The 14,373-nt window shown below is 65.7% G+C and carries 20 protein-coding genes and 1 tRNA gene; 9 read left to right on the top strand and 12 right to left on the bottom strand.

What is annotated here, in order from left to right; genetic code table 11:
- Positions 1–101: 101 nt before the first annotated feature.
- Positions 102–461, top strand: a complete 360-nt coding sequence (locus ACZ5YA_RS32100) for a hypothetical protein (protein ID WP_059379234.1) — start codon at positions 102–104, stop codon at positions 459–461.
- Positions 462–527: 66 nt separating this feature from the next.
- Entirely contained in the window at positions 528–935 is a 408-nt protein-coding gene (locus ACZ5YA_RS32095; RefSeq protein ID WP_118933345.1) for a hypothetical protein, read from the top strand.
- Between the two features lie 12 nt (positions 936–947).
- Here ACZ5YA_RS32095 and ACZ5YA_RS32090 read toward each other — a convergent pair whose 3' ends face one another.
- The 4 genes from ACZ5YA_RS32090 to ACZ5YA_RS32075 form a co-directional block, all read right to left on the bottom strand.
- Positions 948–2,219: a TIGR03862 family flavoprotein gene (locus ACZ5YA_RS32090; RefSeq protein WP_464091724.1), complete on the bottom strand. Its 1,272-nt coding sequence runs from the start codon at positions 2,217–2,219 to the stop codon at positions 948–950.
- Positions 2,220–2,505: 286 nt separating this feature from the next.
- The gene (locus ACZ5YA_RS32085) at positions 2,506–2,850 is read right to left on the bottom strand and encodes a hypothetical protein (RefSeq protein ID WP_119450553.1); all 345 of its coding nucleotides are present in this window, start codon (positions 2,848–2,850) and stop codon (positions 2,506–2,508) included.
- A gap of 194 nt (positions 2,851–3,044) precedes the next feature.
- Positions 3,045–3,121, bottom strand: a tRNA-Met gene (locus tag ACZ5YA_RS32080).
- A gap of 20 nt (positions 3,122–3,141) precedes the next feature.
- Complete coding sequence (locus ACZ5YA_RS32075) at positions 3,142–3,522, bottom strand: hypothetical protein (RefSeq protein ID WP_118933348.1); 381 nt, start codon at positions 3,520–3,522, stop codon at positions 3,142–3,144.
- Positions 3,523–3,691: 169 nt separating this feature from the next.
- Between ACZ5YA_RS32075 and ACZ5YA_RS32070 the strand changes: the two genes are divergently transcribed.
- Both ACZ5YA_RS32070 and ACZ5YA_RS32065 read left to right on the top strand, forming a co-directional pair.
- Positions 3,692–5,131 (top strand): aminotransferase-like domain-containing protein, encoded by a 1,440-nt coding sequence (locus ACZ5YA_RS32070; RefSeq protein WP_251877194.1) that lies wholly within the window; start codon positions 3,692–3,694, stop codon positions 5,129–5,131.
- On the top strand, positions 5,128–5,691 hold the full coding sequence (locus ACZ5YA_RS32065; RefSeq protein WP_118933349.1) for a DedA family protein: 564 nt from the start codon (positions 5,128–5,130) through the stop codon (positions 5,689–5,691). The genes ACZ5YA_RS32070 and ACZ5YA_RS32065 overlap by 4 nt, the downstream gene beginning before the upstream one ends.
- Positions 5,692–5,697: 6 nt before the next feature.
- Here ACZ5YA_RS32065 and ACZ5YA_RS32060 read toward each other — a convergent pair whose 3' ends face one another.
- Positions 5,698–5,925: a hypothetical protein gene (locus ACZ5YA_RS32060; RefSeq protein ID WP_223283424.1), complete on the bottom strand. Its 228-nt coding sequence runs from the start codon at positions 5,923–5,925 to the stop codon at positions 5,698–5,700.
- A gap of 244 nt (positions 5,926–6,169) precedes the next feature.
- The gene (locus ACZ5YA_RS32055) at positions 6,170–6,415 is read right to left on the bottom strand and encodes a hypothetical protein (RefSeq protein WP_054451036.1); all 246 of its coding nucleotides are present in this window, start codon (positions 6,413–6,415) and stop codon (positions 6,170–6,172) included.
- 184 nt (positions 6,416–6,599) lie between these two features.
- Between ACZ5YA_RS32055 and ACZ5YA_RS32050 the strand changes: the two genes are divergently transcribed.
- From ACZ5YA_RS32050 to ACZ5YA_RS32030, 5 genes are all read left to right on the top strand, one after another.
- Positions 6,600–7,205 carry a hypothetical protein gene (locus ACZ5YA_RS32050; protein WP_464091723.1) on the top strand — a complete coding sequence of 202 codons (606 nt, stop codon included), beginning with the start codon at positions 6,600–6,602 and terminating at the stop codon, positions 7,203–7,205.
- A gap of 108 nt (positions 7,206–7,313) precedes the next feature.
- Positions 7,314–7,772, top strand: coding sequence for an Lrp/AsnC family transcriptional regulator (locus ACZ5YA_RS32045; RefSeq protein ID WP_464091722.1), 459 nt, complete (start codon positions 7,314–7,316; stop codon positions 7,770–7,772).
- A gap of 42 nt (positions 7,773–7,814) precedes the next feature.
- Positions 7,815–8,123: a hypothetical protein gene (locus ACZ5YA_RS32040; RefSeq protein ID WP_118933351.1), complete on the top strand. Its 309-nt coding sequence runs from the start codon at positions 7,815–7,817 to the stop codon at positions 8,121–8,123.
- 46 nt (positions 8,124–8,169) lie between these two features.
- Positions 8,170–9,150 (top strand): 4-hydroxythreonine-4-phosphate dehydrogenase PdxA, encoded by a 981-nt coding sequence (gene pdxA, locus ACZ5YA_RS32035; protein WP_251877196.1) that lies wholly within the window; start codon positions 8,170–8,172, stop codon positions 9,148–9,150.
- Positions 9,151–9,287: 137 nt separating this feature from the next.
- Positions 9,288–10,265: a bile acid:sodium symporter family protein gene (locus ACZ5YA_RS32030; protein ID WP_054451031.1), complete on the top strand. Its 978-nt coding sequence runs from the start codon at positions 9,288–9,290 to the stop codon at positions 10,263–10,265.
- Between the two features lie 64 nt (positions 10,266–10,329).
- Here the strand turns inward: ACZ5YA_RS32030 and ACZ5YA_RS32025 are convergent, their stop codons facing one another.
- The 6 genes from ACZ5YA_RS32025 to rpsF form a co-directional block, all read right to left on the bottom strand.
- A complete protein-coding gene (locus tag ACZ5YA_RS32025; RefSeq protein WP_054451030.1) occupies positions 10,330–11,712 on the bottom strand; it encodes a replicative DNA helicase in 1,383 nt (460 codons plus the stop codon).
- Positions 11,709–12,548 carry an RIO1 family regulatory kinase/ATPase domain-containing protein gene (locus ACZ5YA_RS32020; RefSeq protein WP_059379247.1) on the bottom strand — a complete coding sequence of 280 codons (840 nt, stop codon included), beginning with the start codon at positions 12,546–12,548 and terminating at the stop codon, positions 11,709–11,711. The genes ACZ5YA_RS32025 and ACZ5YA_RS32020 overlap by 4 nt, the downstream gene beginning before the upstream one ends.
- A 128-nt stretch (positions 12,549–12,676) precedes the next feature.
- Positions 12,677–13,132 (bottom strand): 50S ribosomal protein L9, encoded by a 456-nt coding sequence (gene rplI, locus ACZ5YA_RS32015; protein WP_054451028.1) that lies wholly within the window; start codon positions 13,130–13,132, stop codon positions 12,677–12,679.
- A 14-nt stretch (positions 13,133–13,146) separates the two neighbouring features.
- Entirely contained in the window at positions 13,147–13,419 is a 273-nt protein-coding gene (gene rpsR, locus ACZ5YA_RS32010) for a 30S ribosomal protein S18 (protein WP_006218308.1), read from the bottom strand.
- 110 nt (positions 13,420–13,529) lie between these two features.
- The gene (gene priB / locus ACZ5YA_RS32005) at positions 13,530–13,853 is read right to left on the bottom strand and encodes a primosomal replication protein N (RefSeq protein WP_054451027.1); all 324 of its coding nucleotides are present in this window, start codon (positions 13,851–13,853) and stop codon (positions 13,530–13,532) included.
- Positions 13,854–13,904: 51 nt separating this feature from the next.
- Complete coding sequence (gene rpsF, locus ACZ5YA_RS32000) at positions 13,905–14,282, bottom strand: 30S ribosomal protein S6 (protein WP_013392507.1); 378 nt, start codon at positions 14,280–14,282, stop codon at positions 13,905–13,907.
- Positions 14,283–14,373: the final 91 nt, after the last annotated feature.

Here is a 14,373-nt window from a genome sequence, read left to right as displayed (position 1 = left end):
CCGCGGCTGCCGCCATGAGCGCCAGACCCAGGACCAAACGCCGTTGGAAAGGCTTGCGTTCGCCTGTCGCGCAATTAGCGCCAATCGATTAGGATGCGGACATGACCAAGAAACACACATCGCAAAGCGCCGGTTCGGCTCACCAGAGCTGGGGCTGGGAACAGCCGCAATGCCGCGGGCAGGCGGCTTTGGCGCTCTTCATCGACGATCTCCATCGCATTTTGCAGGCGCATGCCGCCGGCAAGCTGGCTGAAAGCAGCACGCTGGCCGACGCGCAGCAGAACGTGAACGAATTGCTGGCTCGCTACAACGAAATTGGCGCCGCACCGGATATTTTCCTCGGCCAATCGGTCGAACTCAAAGAGGGCGTCGACCGCGATGGGGTATCCCATACGGTACCGATTTTTTCGGCGCGCCTGAAACAGTCATTGGTATCGATGCTGGGCCAAGGCCCGGCCTGAAACGCCGCCCGGCTTGCCAGCAGGCTCAGGGCCATAACCAGAACAGTCACCGCAGGAGACCGCACAATGAAGAATACCGACAACGTCGTAGAGTTCCTGCGCCTGCTGTCGCTGGATGTCTCCCTGGGAGCCGCCGCCCAGCATGCGGCCAGCCAGGCGGACGCGCCGCTGGCCCTGGCCCGCCTGGCCACCGCTCACGGCTTGCCTTGCAATGCCTCGGACTGGTCGGCCTTTGCCCGCAGTTGCCTGGACAGCTCCGACCTGACCGAGCAGAACGCCATCCCCGAAGAAGCCACCATCTGGCAGCTGGTGCAGGATCCCGCGCACGGCACGGACATTCCTGCCAGCGCGATTACCCGCGTCATCGGCATCGTCACGCAACCGGAAGGCGGCGAGCCCGTGGTGGGCCACGTCGTCGGCGATCTGGCGCCGCGCGCGCCGCTGGGCCTGGCGCCCTACTCCTCGGGCTCCTGAGCCCTTGCGGCCTCAGGCCCCTGGCAACGCCCGCCCGCCAGACCGCAGAAACGCCATGACGCCGGCCGCGGCGACCACGCCGCTCGCCATGCAGGCCGTCAGCAGATAGCCGCCTGTCGGCGCCTCCCAATCCAGCATTTCCCCTGCGCAGAACACGCCAGGGATTTCGCGCAGCATCAGGCCGGAATCCAGCGCGGCGAACGACACGCCGCCCGCGGTGCTGATCGCTTCGTCCATGGGCCGCGCCCGCAGCAGACGCAGCGGCAAGGCCTTGATGCGCAGGCCCAGGCGCTCGGGGTCGCGGAAGTCTTCCGCCGAGGCGCATTCGCGCAGCAATCCCGCCTTGACCCCGGTCAGCCCCAGCCGGCTCTGCAGATGGCTGGACATCGACCGCGAGCCGCGCGGGTGCGTCACCGCAGCCATCACCTTTTCCTGCGACCAGTCCGGAGCCAGGTCCAGCATGGCGATGGCATGGCCCTGGGCGTCGATCCGGTCGCGCAGCGGCGCGGACAGGGCGTAGACCAGGCTGCCTTCTATGCCGGTTTCCGACACGACGAACTCTCCCTGACGGGCGGGCGTCACGCCGGCTGCGGTTTCGCAGGCCATGGCCACGGATTTCACGGGCTGTCCCGCATAGAGTTCGCGGAAATGGTCCGACCACGCCACGTCGAATCCGCAATTGGCCGGCCGCAGCGGCGCGACGGCAACGCCGTGCAATTGCAGGCCGTCGACCCAGGCGCCGTCCGACCCCAATTTGGCCCAGCTGCCTCCGCCCAGCGCCAGCACCACGGCGTCTGCCGCATAGCGCTGCTCCCCCTCGGGCGAGTCGAAGCGCAGCGCGCCCGCGCCAGGCCGGGAACCCGCCGGCCATCCCAGCCAGCGGTGCCGCATATGCAAGCGCACGCCGCTGGCGCGCAGCCTGGCCAGCCAGGCCCGCAACAGGGGCGCCGCCTTCATCTCCTGGGGAAACACCCGGCCGGACGAGCCCACGAAGGTCTGGATGCCCAGGCCATGGGTCCATTCGCGCAAACCGCCCGCGTCCAGCGCCTGCAGCCAGGGCGCGACATGGGACGCGCGGTCGCCGTAGCGTGCCAGAAACGGTTCGGCCGGCTCGCTGTGGGTCAGGTTCAAGCCGCCCCGCCCCGCCATCAGGAACTTGCGGCCGACCGATGGCATCGCATCGAACACATCCACCTGCACGCCTTGCGCGCTCAGGCGCTCGGCGGCCATCAGGCCGGCAGGACCGCCGCCAATGACGGCGACGCGCGCGACAGCCGGGCTCATGGCAACGGCGCCTTCAGGCCGCAGGAATGGATACGCGTAGCACTAAGCATGGGGAACGAACCGGGTGGGAATGGCAAGACAGGCGCGGGAACGCCAGGAAGGGAAAAGATTGTCGCATAGCCGGGCCGTCGGGCAGGACGGAAGCAATAAACGCCCCAGTGGGGCGTTTATTGACCGGTGTTAGCAAGTCATTGTTATCACAGGGAAAACCCGAAATGCGCAGAGGCTATCCCAAGGCTTGTCCACAGTTGCTGTGGGTAATTCAGTCGGCTTTTTGCGCCGGGATTCAGGCGTGGACGGCAGACTGCATCGGGCCGGACCAGGGTTCGGCGTCGATCTGGAAGCGCAATTCCTGGTATTCCCCGTCCACCGAGACGGAAGGCAGCAGGCCCGCACCCAGCGCCTGACCCAGCGCGCGGCGGCACAGGGTTTCAGGATCGTCGGGCAAGGACTGGAACACCCCGTCCGGTATGCGCAGGCGCAGCAGCGCCTGGGGATCGCCGCGTTCGGCGGGCCTGCCGATATGAATATGGGCGGGATAGCCGTGGGGGCACCAGATGCCCACGTGGTACTTGCCGTCAGCGCCCGTATCGGCGACATAGCCGGGATGATCGTATTTTGCTGTTCCCATGGACCCTCCTCGAGTGCGGCAACGTAGCGCGCGTGACCCATGGTAGCGCAGGGCTGCGGACCTGTGCGGCCGCGCATACCAGGGAAAGTCCGGACTGGAACAAAGGTTTGACGCAGAGCAAGCAGCGCCAAAAATCCAGCCGCGAGGCGAAAAAAAAGCCGCGATGAATATCGCGGCTTTCTTCTGCTTGAAACTGGTTGCGGGGGCAGGATTTGAACCTACGACCTTCGGGTTATGAGCCCGACGAGCTGCCAGACTGCTCCACCCCGCGTCTGATGTGTGAATCATACATCATTTTGAAATCTTGTGCAGCGCACCGAGGGAATTTTTTCGGTTTTTGGCCAAATTCAGCTGAAAAAATGCGGCAGCCGCCTGAAAAAAGCGCCGTGCATAGCCCGGCATGTCCATGCATATCACCTCGGCCGGGCCGATGGCCGTGACCTGCGCCACGCCGCCGTAGCCCAGGCCATGCCCTTCCCCCGCGTTGATGCGCACCGAAACCGCGCGAGGCAGTCCGCCCGCGGCTTCCGGGCCGTTCACCGGTTCCTCGATCCGCACGCTGCCACTGACGCACACTAGGGTGGCGCCGGCGCGCAGGACCAGTTTCCGGCTGGCGCCGGCGGCAAGTTCCAGGCGGCGGGCCTGGGCATCGGGGGTGTACGTCGCAATCATCGTCGTCTCCTGTCGGACAACCACAGACTACGCGCGCCCTGCTATGCGCAACAGTCACACTCTCAAGGTTTCTGTACCGATGCAGATCCTCGATTTATGCGCTGTTATGGTGTACTTTGCCTGAATCTGTGCCTAGTCTCACACCAACCTCGGGGAGCATGATCGGCGCATGGATCCGCAACCGCTTTATCTACGCCTGGCCAACCATTACCGGCGCGCCATCCAGACGGGCGTGCTGGCGCCCGCCCAGCGCATGCCCTCCGTCCGCACCCTGGTGCGCACCCATCACGTCAGCCTGTCCACGGCCTTGCAGGCCTGCCGCCAGCTGGAAGATGACGGCCTGATCGAAGCGCGGCCGCGCTCGGGCTACTTCGTGCTCAAGCCGCGGCGCAACACGATTCCGCCCGTGGACGAGCCGGACATCCGCCAGACGCTGGGCGCCGCGCAATACGTGGGCATCCACGACCGGGTCTCGGACTTCGTGGCCAAGTGCGAAGCGCACCCGGTCAGCGCCAACTTCGCCCTGGCCGCGGCGGTGCCCGAGGCCTATCCGCTGGAAGAACTGAAGCAGGCCATGGCGCGGGCGCTGCGCCAGTCGCCACAGGTGCTGGTCAGCCCGGTTCCGCCGCAGGGCCATCCGGACCTGCGCACCGTGCTCGCCCGCCGCGCGCTGGCCAACGGCATCAACGCCACGCCGGACGACGTCATCGTCACGCACGGCTGCATCGAGGCGCTGAACCTGGCGCTGCGCGCGGTGGCGCGTCCCGGCGACACGATCGCGGTCGAATCGCCCGCCTACTTCGGCCTGCTGCAGATTCTGGAAAGCCTGGGCATGCGGGCGCTGGAAATCCCCACCAGCCCGCAGCACGGCCTGTCGATCGAAGCGCTGGACCTGGCGTTCCAGACCCACGGCAACATCCGTGCCGTAGTGGTGGTGCCCAACTTCCAGAACCCGCTGGGCTGCGTCATGCCCGATGCGGAAAAAGCGCGGCTGGTCGCCCTGTGCGAACGCCAGCAGGTGCCCCTGATCGAAGACGACACCTACGGCGCGCTGACCGACGACGACACCCCGCTGGCCGCCGCCAAGTCCTGGGACGCGACCGGCAATGTCATCTATTGCTCGTCCATGCACAAGACGCTGGCGCCGGGCATGCGCCTGGGCTGGCTGCTGGGCGGGCGCTGGAAGGCCCGCATCGCCATGCTGAAGTTCGCCCAGAGCCGGCCCAACGAACCGTTGGCGCAGATCGCCGTGGCCGAGTTCATGGGCTCGCGCGCCTACGACCGCCATCTGTCGCGCCTGCGCCGGCACCTGAAGATGCAGCGCGACCAGACGGCGGAGACCATCGCCGCGCACTTCCCTCCCGGCACCCGCCTGAGCGTGCCGCAGGGCGGCATGCTGCTGTGGGTGGAAATGCCCGATGGACGTTCCGGCACGGACGTGTTCGAAGCCGCGCTGCGCCAGGGCATCCGGGTTGCACCGGGCGCCATGTTTTCCAACGGCATACGCTACAACCACTTCCTGCGCATCAGCTGCGGGCAGCGCACCACGCCCGAGATCACCGCTGCCCTGCAGACGCTCGCGCGCATCGTGGGCGAGCGGCCCAGATGAATCCCGCCCTGCACCAGTTCATCGTCGACTACGGCCTGTGGGCGGTGCTGGCCGGCACCCTGCTCGAAGGCGAAAGCGTGGTCGTGTTCGCCGGATTCCTGGCGCACCAGCACCTGCTGCACCTACCCTATGTAATGCTGTGCGCGTTCGCCGGCTCATTCCTTGCGGACCAGGTCTTGTTCCTGCTGGGCCGCCGCTATCGCGATCATCGCTACGTCCGGAAGGTCCGCCAGAAGCCGGCATTCGAAAAGGCCTTGGCGGCGGTGGACCGCTATCCGCACGGCTTCATTCTCAGCCTGCGCTTTCTATATGGCCTGCGCACGGTGGGGCCGGTGGCCCTGGGCGTATCGAGCGTGCCGCCGCTGCGCTTCCTGGCGCTCAACGCCATTGCCGCCGCCATCTGGGCGGTGTGCTTCAGCGCCCTGGGCTATCTGTTCGGCCAGACGATCGAATCCATGCTGGGACGCCTGCACGGCGTCGAGACCAAACTGGCCGTGGCCGTCGCGATCGGCGCGCTCATCTGGCTGGCGTATCACCTGCTGGGCAAGCGCCGCAAATAACGGCGCTCAGACCACCAGCTTGCCGCTGGCGCGCAGCACATAACGGCGCCGCGCGTTGCGGTACCAGCGGCCCACCAGGGGCAAGCGCGCCAGGCGGCGCAGGATGGGATGGCGCTGGTCGAAGTCGTGCCAGGCCTTGAAGCCATGCCCCATGCGCTCCCAGCTCTGGCGCGCCTCGGGGGAAAGTTTGCCGGGGTCGAACGCCGCCAGCTTTGCTGCTTCCGAGACGCGCATCGCGATCGATCCGCCCCGGCATTCCAATGAATACTGATTCCGCATGGGGCCGCATATTACCCGGCTTGCATGACCTGCGGCAGCGCTTGCTGCGCGCTGCCGCAACGAGCAATTGGAGCCAGGTTTGACCGCCCCATGCAAGCCTTTGTAATTAAAGGAAAATGAACATCTATGCCCGCACTATCCTAAGGCTTGTCCACAGAAGTTGTGGGTAACTCTTGCAAGCCTGGACCCGCACGGCAGCCTATTTCAGGGCGCCCAGAATCATGTCGCGCACGCTCTCGAAACCGGCCACGTATTGCGGATTCTCGGAGCGGGCCAGCAGGCTGGAATAGTTCTGTTCGAGCTGGGCTTCGATGGCCTCGCGCAGGCCGGGCGAGGCCTTGGCCAGATGCAGCATCGACAGCACGGTCGAGTTCAGCGCATCGATGCGGCCGCCCTGATGCGAAATGGTGTGCACGATGACGGCGATTTGTTCCTGGATGTCCATGTGTAAGCCTCCTGGCATTGAAGTCGGCGCAAATCCTAGCATGGCGCCACGCCCACCCATGCTAGGCAAGCCCTGCGCGCCGCGCTAGCATGAAGCGTAGCCGCAGAGGCACGGCGGCGCACGTCACCGGCTCCGTTTCCAGGGCTGCGCGCCCGCGAGCATCCGGTGCAACCGGAGGCTTCCGATGAAGACGATCCAGAACTACGTTGCGCCGGACGCCCAGTCCATGCGGCGCCTGCAGGACCGGCTGGGGTACAGCGACGCGCGCATGGCGGAGCTGGCCGGACTGAACGCAGCCATCCCCTGGCACAGTTTTATCGGCGGCGCCGAGCCGCGCTCGCTGGGCCGCCAGCGCCTGTTTTTTGTTGCGGCCCGTCTCACGCTGGACGAAGCGCAATGGCAGCGCGTGCTGGCGGCCATGCACGATCTGGGCGCGCGCTTCGATTACCAGGACACACGGCATCCCGACGCCCTGCCCGCGCCGGAACCCGTCGCCGACGAAGAGCGCAAGTTCGGCATGCTGCTGGTCAGCCGCAACGGCTCCTTCCACGAAATGGAGCAGTTGCGCGAGTTCGCGCATTTCGCGCACGAGGCCGACGTCAGCCGCTATGTGCATTCGGCCTTCTACGATAGCGACATCGATCTGTGCCGCTTCAGCTTCGCCGACCACGATGGCCTGGACGACTCCAGCCGCGACCGCATCTTCGATGCCGCGCGCAAGACCATCACGCGTTTCGAGTTCGACGGGCGCATCTATCAGGGCGGCATTCCGCCCGAATCCGACGGCTAGCGCGCGGCGCCATGCTGGCGTGCGCGGGCTGCCGCGCATTGACGCGGGCAGGCCCGGGCCTGTACCGTCGGCACTCGCGCCCTCTCGCTCCATGCCGCCCATCCCCGTATGAACGAACGACTCGACGCCATCGACCGGCAACTGCTCAGCCTGCTGCAAGCCAATGCGCGCGAACCCGCAGCCATCCTGGCGCGCAAGCTCGGCCTGGCCCGCACCACGGTGGTTGCGCGCATTGCGCGGCTCGAACGCGAGCACATCGTGGCGGGCTATGGCGTACGCCTGGGGCGCTTGCTGGAAGAAGCGGTGGTGCGCGCCTATTGCTTCATCAGCGTGCTGCCCAAGACTCCCGCCGCGGTGATCCGCGAACTGGAGAAGATGCCCGAGGTCGAGGAGGTCTCCTCGGTCAGCGGCCCCTACGATTACCTCATCTTCCTGCGCTGCGAAACCCATGAACAACTGGACGAACTGCTGGATCGCATCGGCCTGATCGACGGGGTCAAGCAGACCCAGACTTCCATCGTCCTGAGCCGCAAGCTCGACCGCCGCAGCGCCGTGGCCGCGCCATGAAATGATGGTGTAATGAGGGCAACCGCCATTTCAGGACACCCCATGTTTGCACGCCTTGCCCCCGCCGCCGTATTGCTTGCCCTGCTGACCGCCTGTTCCAGCATGAGCGAGGTGACGCCCGTCGGCAAGGACACCTACAGCGTCACCCACAGCTCCGGCTCGCAGATGATGACCTGGGTGGAAATCAAGAACCAGGCCCTGCTGCGGGCCGAACAGTATTGCCAGTCGATCGACCGCAAGCTGGTCAAGCCCAAGATCACGTCCAACCACGCGACCGGCCTGGGGCCCAAGCGCGCCACCGTGACCTTCGAATGCGGCGTCATCGAGCCGCCCAAGAATTCCTCGAAGTGAGACGGCGGCCCGCCCTGATCCGCAACACAACCTCAGTCCCCGCATCGTGAACACCTCCCTGCCCGTAGGCATCACCATGGGCGATGCCGCCGGCATCGGCCCCGAAATCGTCGTCAAGGCCTACGCGCAAGGCCTGAACGCGCCTTGTGTGGTCTATGGCGACGCCGGCGCGCTGCGCCGCGCAGCCGCCCAGCTGGGCGCCAGGCTGGAGATCGTCGAGGTCGCCGATGTCAGCCAGGCAGCGCCGGGCGCGGACCACATCAACGTCATCGCCTGCAGCCCCGCCCTGCCCGCCGACCTGCCCTTGGGACAGATCAGCGCGGCCGCCGGACGCGGCGCTTACGATTACGTCTGCGCCGCCATCGACGATGCGCGGGCCGGCCGCATCCGCGCCATCGTCACCGCCCCGCTGAACAAGAAATCCATGCATGCCGGCGGCATCGACTACCCCGGCCACACCGAGATCCTGGCGGAGCGCTCGGACACGCGCGACTTCGCGATGATGCTGGCCAACGACGAGCTGCGCGTGCTGCTGGTGACCATACACGTGGCGCTGGCCGACGTGATCGCGCGCATCACGCCGCAAGCGGAACTGACCGCCATGCGCCTGGCCGACCAGGCCTGCCGCCAGATGGGCATTGCCCAGCCGCGCGTCGCGGTCGCGGGCCTGAATCCGCACGCGGGTGAAGGCGGCAAGTTCGGCCGCGAAGACATCGACATCATCGAACCCGCAATCGCCGCCGCCCGCGCGCAAGGCATAGACGCGAGCGGTCCCTGGCCTGGCGACACGATCTTCATGCGCGCCCGGCGCGGCGAGTTCGATATCGTGGTGGCGCAGTACCACGACCAGGGACTCATTCCGGTCAAGTACCTGGGCCTGGACCATGGCGTGAACGTGACCGTGGGCCTGCCTTTCGTACGCACCAGCGTGGACCATGGCACCGCCTTCGACATCGCGGGCAAGGGCCTGGCCGACCATGCCTCGCTGGTCGCGGCGTTCGACCTGGCGCTGGCCATGACGCCCTGAGCGCGGCGCCACGGCCCTGCCGTGGCCCAGCAGCGCTGACAACTGGCTGTCAGGAAGCAAGGCGTCCCCGGGACTACAATACGGCCCGTTTACGGCGCCCGCGGCGCTTTCCGTCCGCCCTCCCCCTTCCATCCCTCATGTCACGCCTTGCCCGCCTTCTTCCCGACCGCTTCACCCTCTACCTGATCTGCACCGTCATCATCGCCAGCATCGTGCCCGCCCACGGGCAAGGCGTGGTCGTGTTCGGCTGGATCACCAACATCGCGGTCGGCCTGCTGTTCTTCCTGCACGGCGCGCGCCTGTCGCGCGAAGCCATCATCGCCGGCCTGACCCACTGGAAGCTGCACCTCACGATCTTCTCCGCGACCTTCCTGATGTTCCCGCTGCTGGGCCTGGCGCTCAAGCCGGTGCTGGAGCCGCTGGTCACGCCGGAGCTCTATCTGGGCATCCTGTTCCTGTGCTGCCTGCCCGCCACGGTGCAATCGGCCATCGCCTTCACCTCGATGGCGCGCGGCAACGTGCCGGCCGCCGTGTGCAGCGCCTCCGCCTCAAGCCTGCTCGGCATCTTCATCACTCCGCTGCTGGTGGGCACGGTGGTCGCCAACGCGGGCAGCGCGCCGATCTCGTTCGACGCCGTCGGCAAGATCATGCTGCAGCTGCTGCTGCCCTTCGTGCTGGGCCAGTTCGCCCGCCGCTGGATCGGCGCCTGGGTGCACAAGCGCAAGGCCATGCTGAAGTTCGTCGACCAGGGCTCCATCCTGCTGGTGGTCTACACGGCTTTCTCTGAAGCCATCAACGAAGGCCTGTGGAGTTCGACCCCTATCCCCGCGCTGGCCGGCCTGGTGGTGGCTTGCGCCGTCATCCTGGCACTCGCACTGGGCCTGTCGGCCCTGGCCGGCCGCGTGTTCGGCTTCAATGTCGAAGACCGCATCACGCTGTTGTTCTGCGGTTCGAAGAAAAGCCTGGCCAGCGGCATTCCGATGGCACAGGTGCTGTTCGCCGGCCATGCCGTGGGCGCAATCGTGCTGCCATTGATGTTGTTCCACCAAATCCAGCTGATGGTGTGCGGCGTGCTGGCCGCGCGCTTCGGCAAACGCCCCGAGGCGCAAGCCTGAGGCGAGTTCGCAGCCGCAACGAAAAACCGCGCCGAAGCGCGGTTTTTTCTTGGGGCCAAAAGGCTCAGTACATGTCGCGCGGCTGCGCACCCGAGAAGTTCAGGAAGCGCGTGCTGGAGCCCTGGAAGGTCAAACGCACCGAGCCGATGGGACCGTTACGCTGCTTGCCGATGATGATCTCGGCGGTGCCCTTGTCCGGCGAATCAGGGTTGTAGACCTCGTCGCGGTAAATGAACAGGATCACGTCCGCGTCCTGTTCGATAGCGCCGGATTCGCGCAGGTCGCTCATCACGGGACGCTTGTTGGGGCGCTGTTCCAGGCTTCGGTTCAGCTGCGACAGCGCGATCAGCGGGCAGTTCAGTTCCTTGGCCAGCCCCTTGAGCGAGCGGCTGATTTCCGACACTTCGGTGGCCCGGTTTTCACCCGAGCCGTTGCCCGACATGAGCTGCAGGTAGTCGATGATGATCAGGCCAAGCTGGCCGCATTGGCGCGCCAGGCGGCGCGCGCGCGCGCGCACTTCCATCGGGCTGAGCGCCGGCGATTCATCGATGTAGACCTGCGCGTCCTGCATCAGCTGGACCGCGTGGGTCACGCGCGGCCAGTCCTCGGCGATCAGCTTGCCGGTCCGCATGCGATGCTGGTCCAGCAGGCCCACGGAGCCCAGCATACGCATGGCCAGCTGGACCGCGCCCATTTCCATGGAGAACACCGCCACCGGCAGCCCTTCCTCGATGGCGACGTGCTCGCCGATGTTCATCGAGAACGAGGTCTTGCCCATGGACGGGCGGCCGGCCACGATGATCAGGTCGCCGCCCTGCATGCCCGAGGTCATCTTGTCCAGATCGGTGAAGCCCGTGGGCACGCCGGTCACGTCGGAGGTGCTTTCGCGGTGATAGAGCTCGTCGATGCGTTCCACCACCTGCGTCAGCAGCGGCTGGATTTCCTGGAAGCCCGCGGCGCCGCGTGCGCCTTCCTGGGCAATCTGGAACACTTTGGACTCGGCCTCGTCCAGCAGCTGGCGCGCTTCCTTGCCCTGCGGGCTCATGGCGGCCGCGGAGATCTCGTCGGCGATCGCGACCAGCTTGCGCAGCATGGCGCGCTCGCGCACGATCTCGCCATAACGGCGGATGTTGGCGGCCGATGGCGTGTTGTGGGCCAGCGCGTTCAGATAGGCCAGGCCGCCGGCATCCTCGGCCTTGCCTGCGCTGACCAGCGATTCGTGGACGGTGATGACGTCGGCCGGGCGCGCCAGCCCGATCAGGCGGGCGATATGGTGCCAAATCAGCCGGTGGTCATGCCGGTAGAAATCCTCTTCGACCAGCACGTCGGCAATGCGGTCCCAGGCCGCATTGTCCAGCAGCAGGCCGCCCAGCACCGACTGCTCCGCCTCGATGGAATGGGGGGGAACGCGCAGGTATTCGAGCTGGGAGTCGGCAGGTGTATTCATGACTTCAATAGTAACGGCTGCAGGATGTCCGCGACGCGGAAGAATCCCTGGATATCGCGCGAGGGCAATCGGCCCAGCACCACGCGCAAGGGCGCGGCAATGCCGCAGAGCACGCGCGCCAGGCGCGTCAGGCGGGATCGGACCTCAGGGTCTGGGTTGCTCTCGAAATAGACTTCGAACGCCAGTTTACCCAGCGTACGGGCCACATCGTCCGGCAATTTACGCAAAGACACCAGAGAGGCCAGCATCTGGAACAGGTCATAGGCCTGGGCCAGCGGCCGCGACAGCGTCGAACCGATGTTCTCTTCGAAATCGATGCGCCAGAGCTCGCCGTCCTGCAAGGTGATGTTGCGGATCTGGGCGCCGCCATGCCACAGGCCGCGGGCATGGAAAGCGGCCAGGTCGGCCGCGGCGGCGCGCGCCAGCCACAAGCGGGATGTCGTGTCCTCGTTGCGGATCAGGTCGGCCAGGTCTTCGCCCACGTATTCCAGCACCAGCAGACCCTGCTCCTGCCACCAGACCTCGGGCACGCGGCAACCGGCCTTCAGAAGTTGAGCAAGGCGCTGCGACTCGTGCGTCAGGCCGTTGCGCAGCAACACGCCCGGACGTGGAAACTCACCCAGGAAAATCTTGCACCCCACGCCCAGGAACAGGGCGCGCACATAGCGCAGCGCGTAGCTCACGCCCTGGCCGATGCTGGAACGGCGGCGCTTGATGATGCAGCGCACGCCATCTATCGTCACATCCCTCACCGAAGGTTCACGCGACGCATCCACGCTGTCCAGCCAGGCTCGCAGGCCTGGGGGCGCGTTGTGGTGCACGGGGGGCTGAGTCAAGACGTCCTCTGAGGAATGCGGCGCGGGGCCTGGATCGTGGAGTCCGAAGACTACACGCAATACGGCGATGGGCAAAAAGAAAAAAAGCCGGCGCGCGGGCCGGCTTCTTTTTTACTGCGGGTACCGGCTTAGGACAGTTCGCCTTCGACCAGGATCGTCACGTCGACCAGAACGTCGGCGTGCAGGGCGACCTGGGCCGGGAACTCGCCGATCGACTTCAGCTGGCCGTTGGGCAGGCGGATTTGCGCCTTTTCCACGGCTTCGAAGCCAGCCTTGCGCAGGCCTTCAGCGATGTCGGCGTTGGTGACCGAGCCGAACAGACGGCCGTCGACGCCAGCCTTCTGGACGATCTTCAGCTGGAAGCCGGCGACGCGCTCGCCCAGAGCTTGGGCAGCGGCCAGCTTTTCAGCCTGGGCCTTTTCCAGTTCGGCGCGGCGCGCTTCGAATTCCTTCAGGGCGGCGTCGGTTGCGCGACGGGCCTTGCGCTGGGGGATCAGGAAGTTGCGGGCGTAGCCATCACGCACGCGGACGACTTCGCCGAGGTTACCCAGGTTGACGACTTTTTCGAGCAGAATAACTTGCATTTCAGTGCCCCGGATTAGTTGTGGTTGTCGGTGTAAGGCAACAGGGCCAGGAAGCGCGCGCGCTTGATGGCGGTGTCCAGCTGACGCTGGTAGATTGCCTTGGTGCCGGTCAGGCGAGCCGGGATGATCTTGCCGTTTTCTTGCACGAAGTCGCGCAGGGTGTCCAGATCCTTGTAGTCGATCTCTTCCACGCCGGCAGCGGTGAAGCGGCAGAACTTACGACGCTTGAAGAGCGGGTTCTGCTGCGTGAATTTGCGTTTTTCCTTGCGTTTTCCGAAGAAAGCCATGATATGTGCCTCTTTGTTTGAGGGGGCCGGGTTCTACCCAAAACGGGCCCAAACCCCCATAACCTATCCGTAATCAGAAGGCGCTCATCGCGCCTCTTGCCCAATTCCCTTCAAGCCACCAGCGGATCGCGCCCTGCGCTGCCGCTGATCCTGCGTGCCTGCTGCAAATGCAGCTTGACCTTCACCGAGTCCTTGCGGGTGGGAGCCAGAAACCCCTGCACCAGCAATTCGGACCCTAGCGCGGTGTCCTTCAGCAGCAACGCCAGATCGCCCAGTGCCACGGCCGCGATAGTCAGTTCGACGCGGCGCGGGTGGCCAGCTTCGATGACTTCCGACTCGTGCGCCAGCACCATTTCCAGTGCGGGCAAACCGGCGGGAGTGTGGCGCAAAGGCTCGCATTCGAGAACGCGGGCGCTGAGTTCCAGCTTGTTCATCCTGCCAGGCACCGAGGGGACTTCATGGGATGAGCTCTGCGTGAGCCCTGCTTACTCGGCCTGAGCCGGCGCTGCTGCTTCAGCCGAAGCCTTGCGGGCTTCTTCGCGTTCGACCGACTTCATCATGATCGAGGGCGTGGCTTGAGCCTTCTTGGTCTTGATGACCAGGTGGCGCAGAACGGCGTCGTTGTAGCGGAACGAGTGTTCCAGCTCATCCAGCGTGGCTTGGCCGCACTCGATGTTCAGGCAGACGTAGTGAGCCTTGACGAGCTTCTGGATCGGGTAGGCCAGTTGACGGCGACCCCAGTCTTCCAGGCGGTGAACCGAGCCGCCTTGGCCCGTGACCAGCGCTTGGTAACGCTCGACCATGGCGGGCACTTGCTCGCTTTGGTCGGGGTGAACGATAAACACCACTTCGTAGTGACGCATGAGTAAAACTCCTTGAGGATGTCTCGCTGGCCGACCGTCCTGCGCCCCCGCTTTCCATCAGGGGCGGATCGCAATATGCATCTTGAACAGT

It is taken from the genome of Achromobacter sp. JCM 18799 (assembly GCF_055395645.1).
This window is presented reverse-complemented; position numbering and strand designations above follow the sequence as displayed.

What these genes read in the sequence shown, in the direction of transcription:
- ACZ5YA_RS32100 (WP_059379234.1), top strand. Translation starts at nt 102, where the DNA reads ATGACCAAGAAACACACATCGCAAAGCGCCGGTTCGGCTCACCAGAGC.
- ACZ5YA_RS32095 (WP_118933345.1), top strand. Translation starts at nt 528, where the DNA reads ATGAAGAATACCGACAACGTCGTAGAGTTCCTGCGCCTGCTGTCGCTG.
- ACZ5YA_RS32090 (WP_464091724.1), bottom strand. Translation starts at nt 2,219, where the DNA reads ATGAGCCCGGCTGTCGCGCGCGTCGCCGTCATTGGCGGCGGTCCTGCC.
- ACZ5YA_RS32085 (WP_119450553.1), bottom strand. Translation starts at nt 2,850, where the DNA reads ATGGGAACAGCAAAATACGATCATCCCGGCTATGTCGCCGATACGGGC.
- ACZ5YA_RS32075 (WP_118933348.1), bottom strand. Translation starts at nt 3,522, where the DNA reads ATGATTGCGACGTACACCCCCGATGCCCAGGCCCGCCGCCTGGAACTT.
- ACZ5YA_RS32070 (WP_251877194.1), top strand. Translation starts at nt 3,692, where the DNA reads ATGGATCCGCAACCGCTTTATCTACGCCTGGCCAACCATTACCGGCGC.
- ACZ5YA_RS32065 (WP_118933349.1), top strand. Translation starts at nt 5,128, where the DNA reads ATGAATCCCGCCCTGCACCAGTTCATCGTCGACTACGGCCTGTGGGCG.
- ACZ5YA_RS32060 (WP_223283424.1), bottom strand. Translation starts at nt 5,925, where the DNA reads ATGCGCGTCTCGGAAGCAGCAAAGCTGGCGGCGTTCGACCCCGGCAAA.
- ACZ5YA_RS32055 (WP_054451036.1), bottom strand. Translation starts at nt 6,415, where the DNA reads ATGGACATCCAGGAACAAATCGCCGTCATCGTGCACACCATTTCGCAT.
- ACZ5YA_RS32050 (WP_464091723.1), top strand. Translation starts at nt 6,600, where the DNA reads ATGAAGACGATCCAGAACTACGTTGCGCCGGACGCCCAGTCCATGCGG.
- ACZ5YA_RS32045 (WP_464091722.1), top strand. Translation starts at nt 7,314, where the DNA reads ATGAACGAACGACTCGACGCCATCGACCGGCAACTGCTCAGCCTGCTG.
- ACZ5YA_RS32040 (WP_118933351.1), top strand. Translation starts at nt 7,815, where the DNA reads ATGTTTGCACGCCTTGCCCCCGCCGCCGTATTGCTTGCCCTGCTGACC.
- ACZ5YA_RS32030 (WP_054451031.1), top strand. Translation starts at nt 9,288, where the DNA reads ATGTCACGCCTTGCCCGCCTTCTTCCCGACCGCTTCACCCTCTACCTG.
- ACZ5YA_RS32025 (WP_054451030.1), bottom strand. Translation starts at nt 11,712, where the DNA reads ATGAATACACCTGCCGACTCCCAGCTCGAATACCTGCGCGTTCCCCCC.
- rplI (WP_054451028.1), bottom strand. Translation starts at nt 13,132, where the DNA reads ATGCAAGTTATTCTGCTCGAAAAAGTCGTCAACCTGGGTAACCTCGGC.
- rpsR (WP_006218308.1), bottom strand. Translation starts at nt 13,419, where the DNA reads ATGGCTTTCTTCGGAAAACGCAAGGAAAAACGCAAATTCACGCAGCAG.
- priB (WP_054451027.1), bottom strand. Translation starts at nt 13,853, where the DNA reads ATGAACAAGCTGGAACTCAGCGCCCGCGTTCTCGAATGCGAGCCTTTG.
- rpsF (WP_013392507.1), bottom strand. Translation starts at nt 14,282, where the DNA reads ATGCGTCACTACGAAGTGGTGTTTATCGTTCACCCCGACCAAAGCGAG.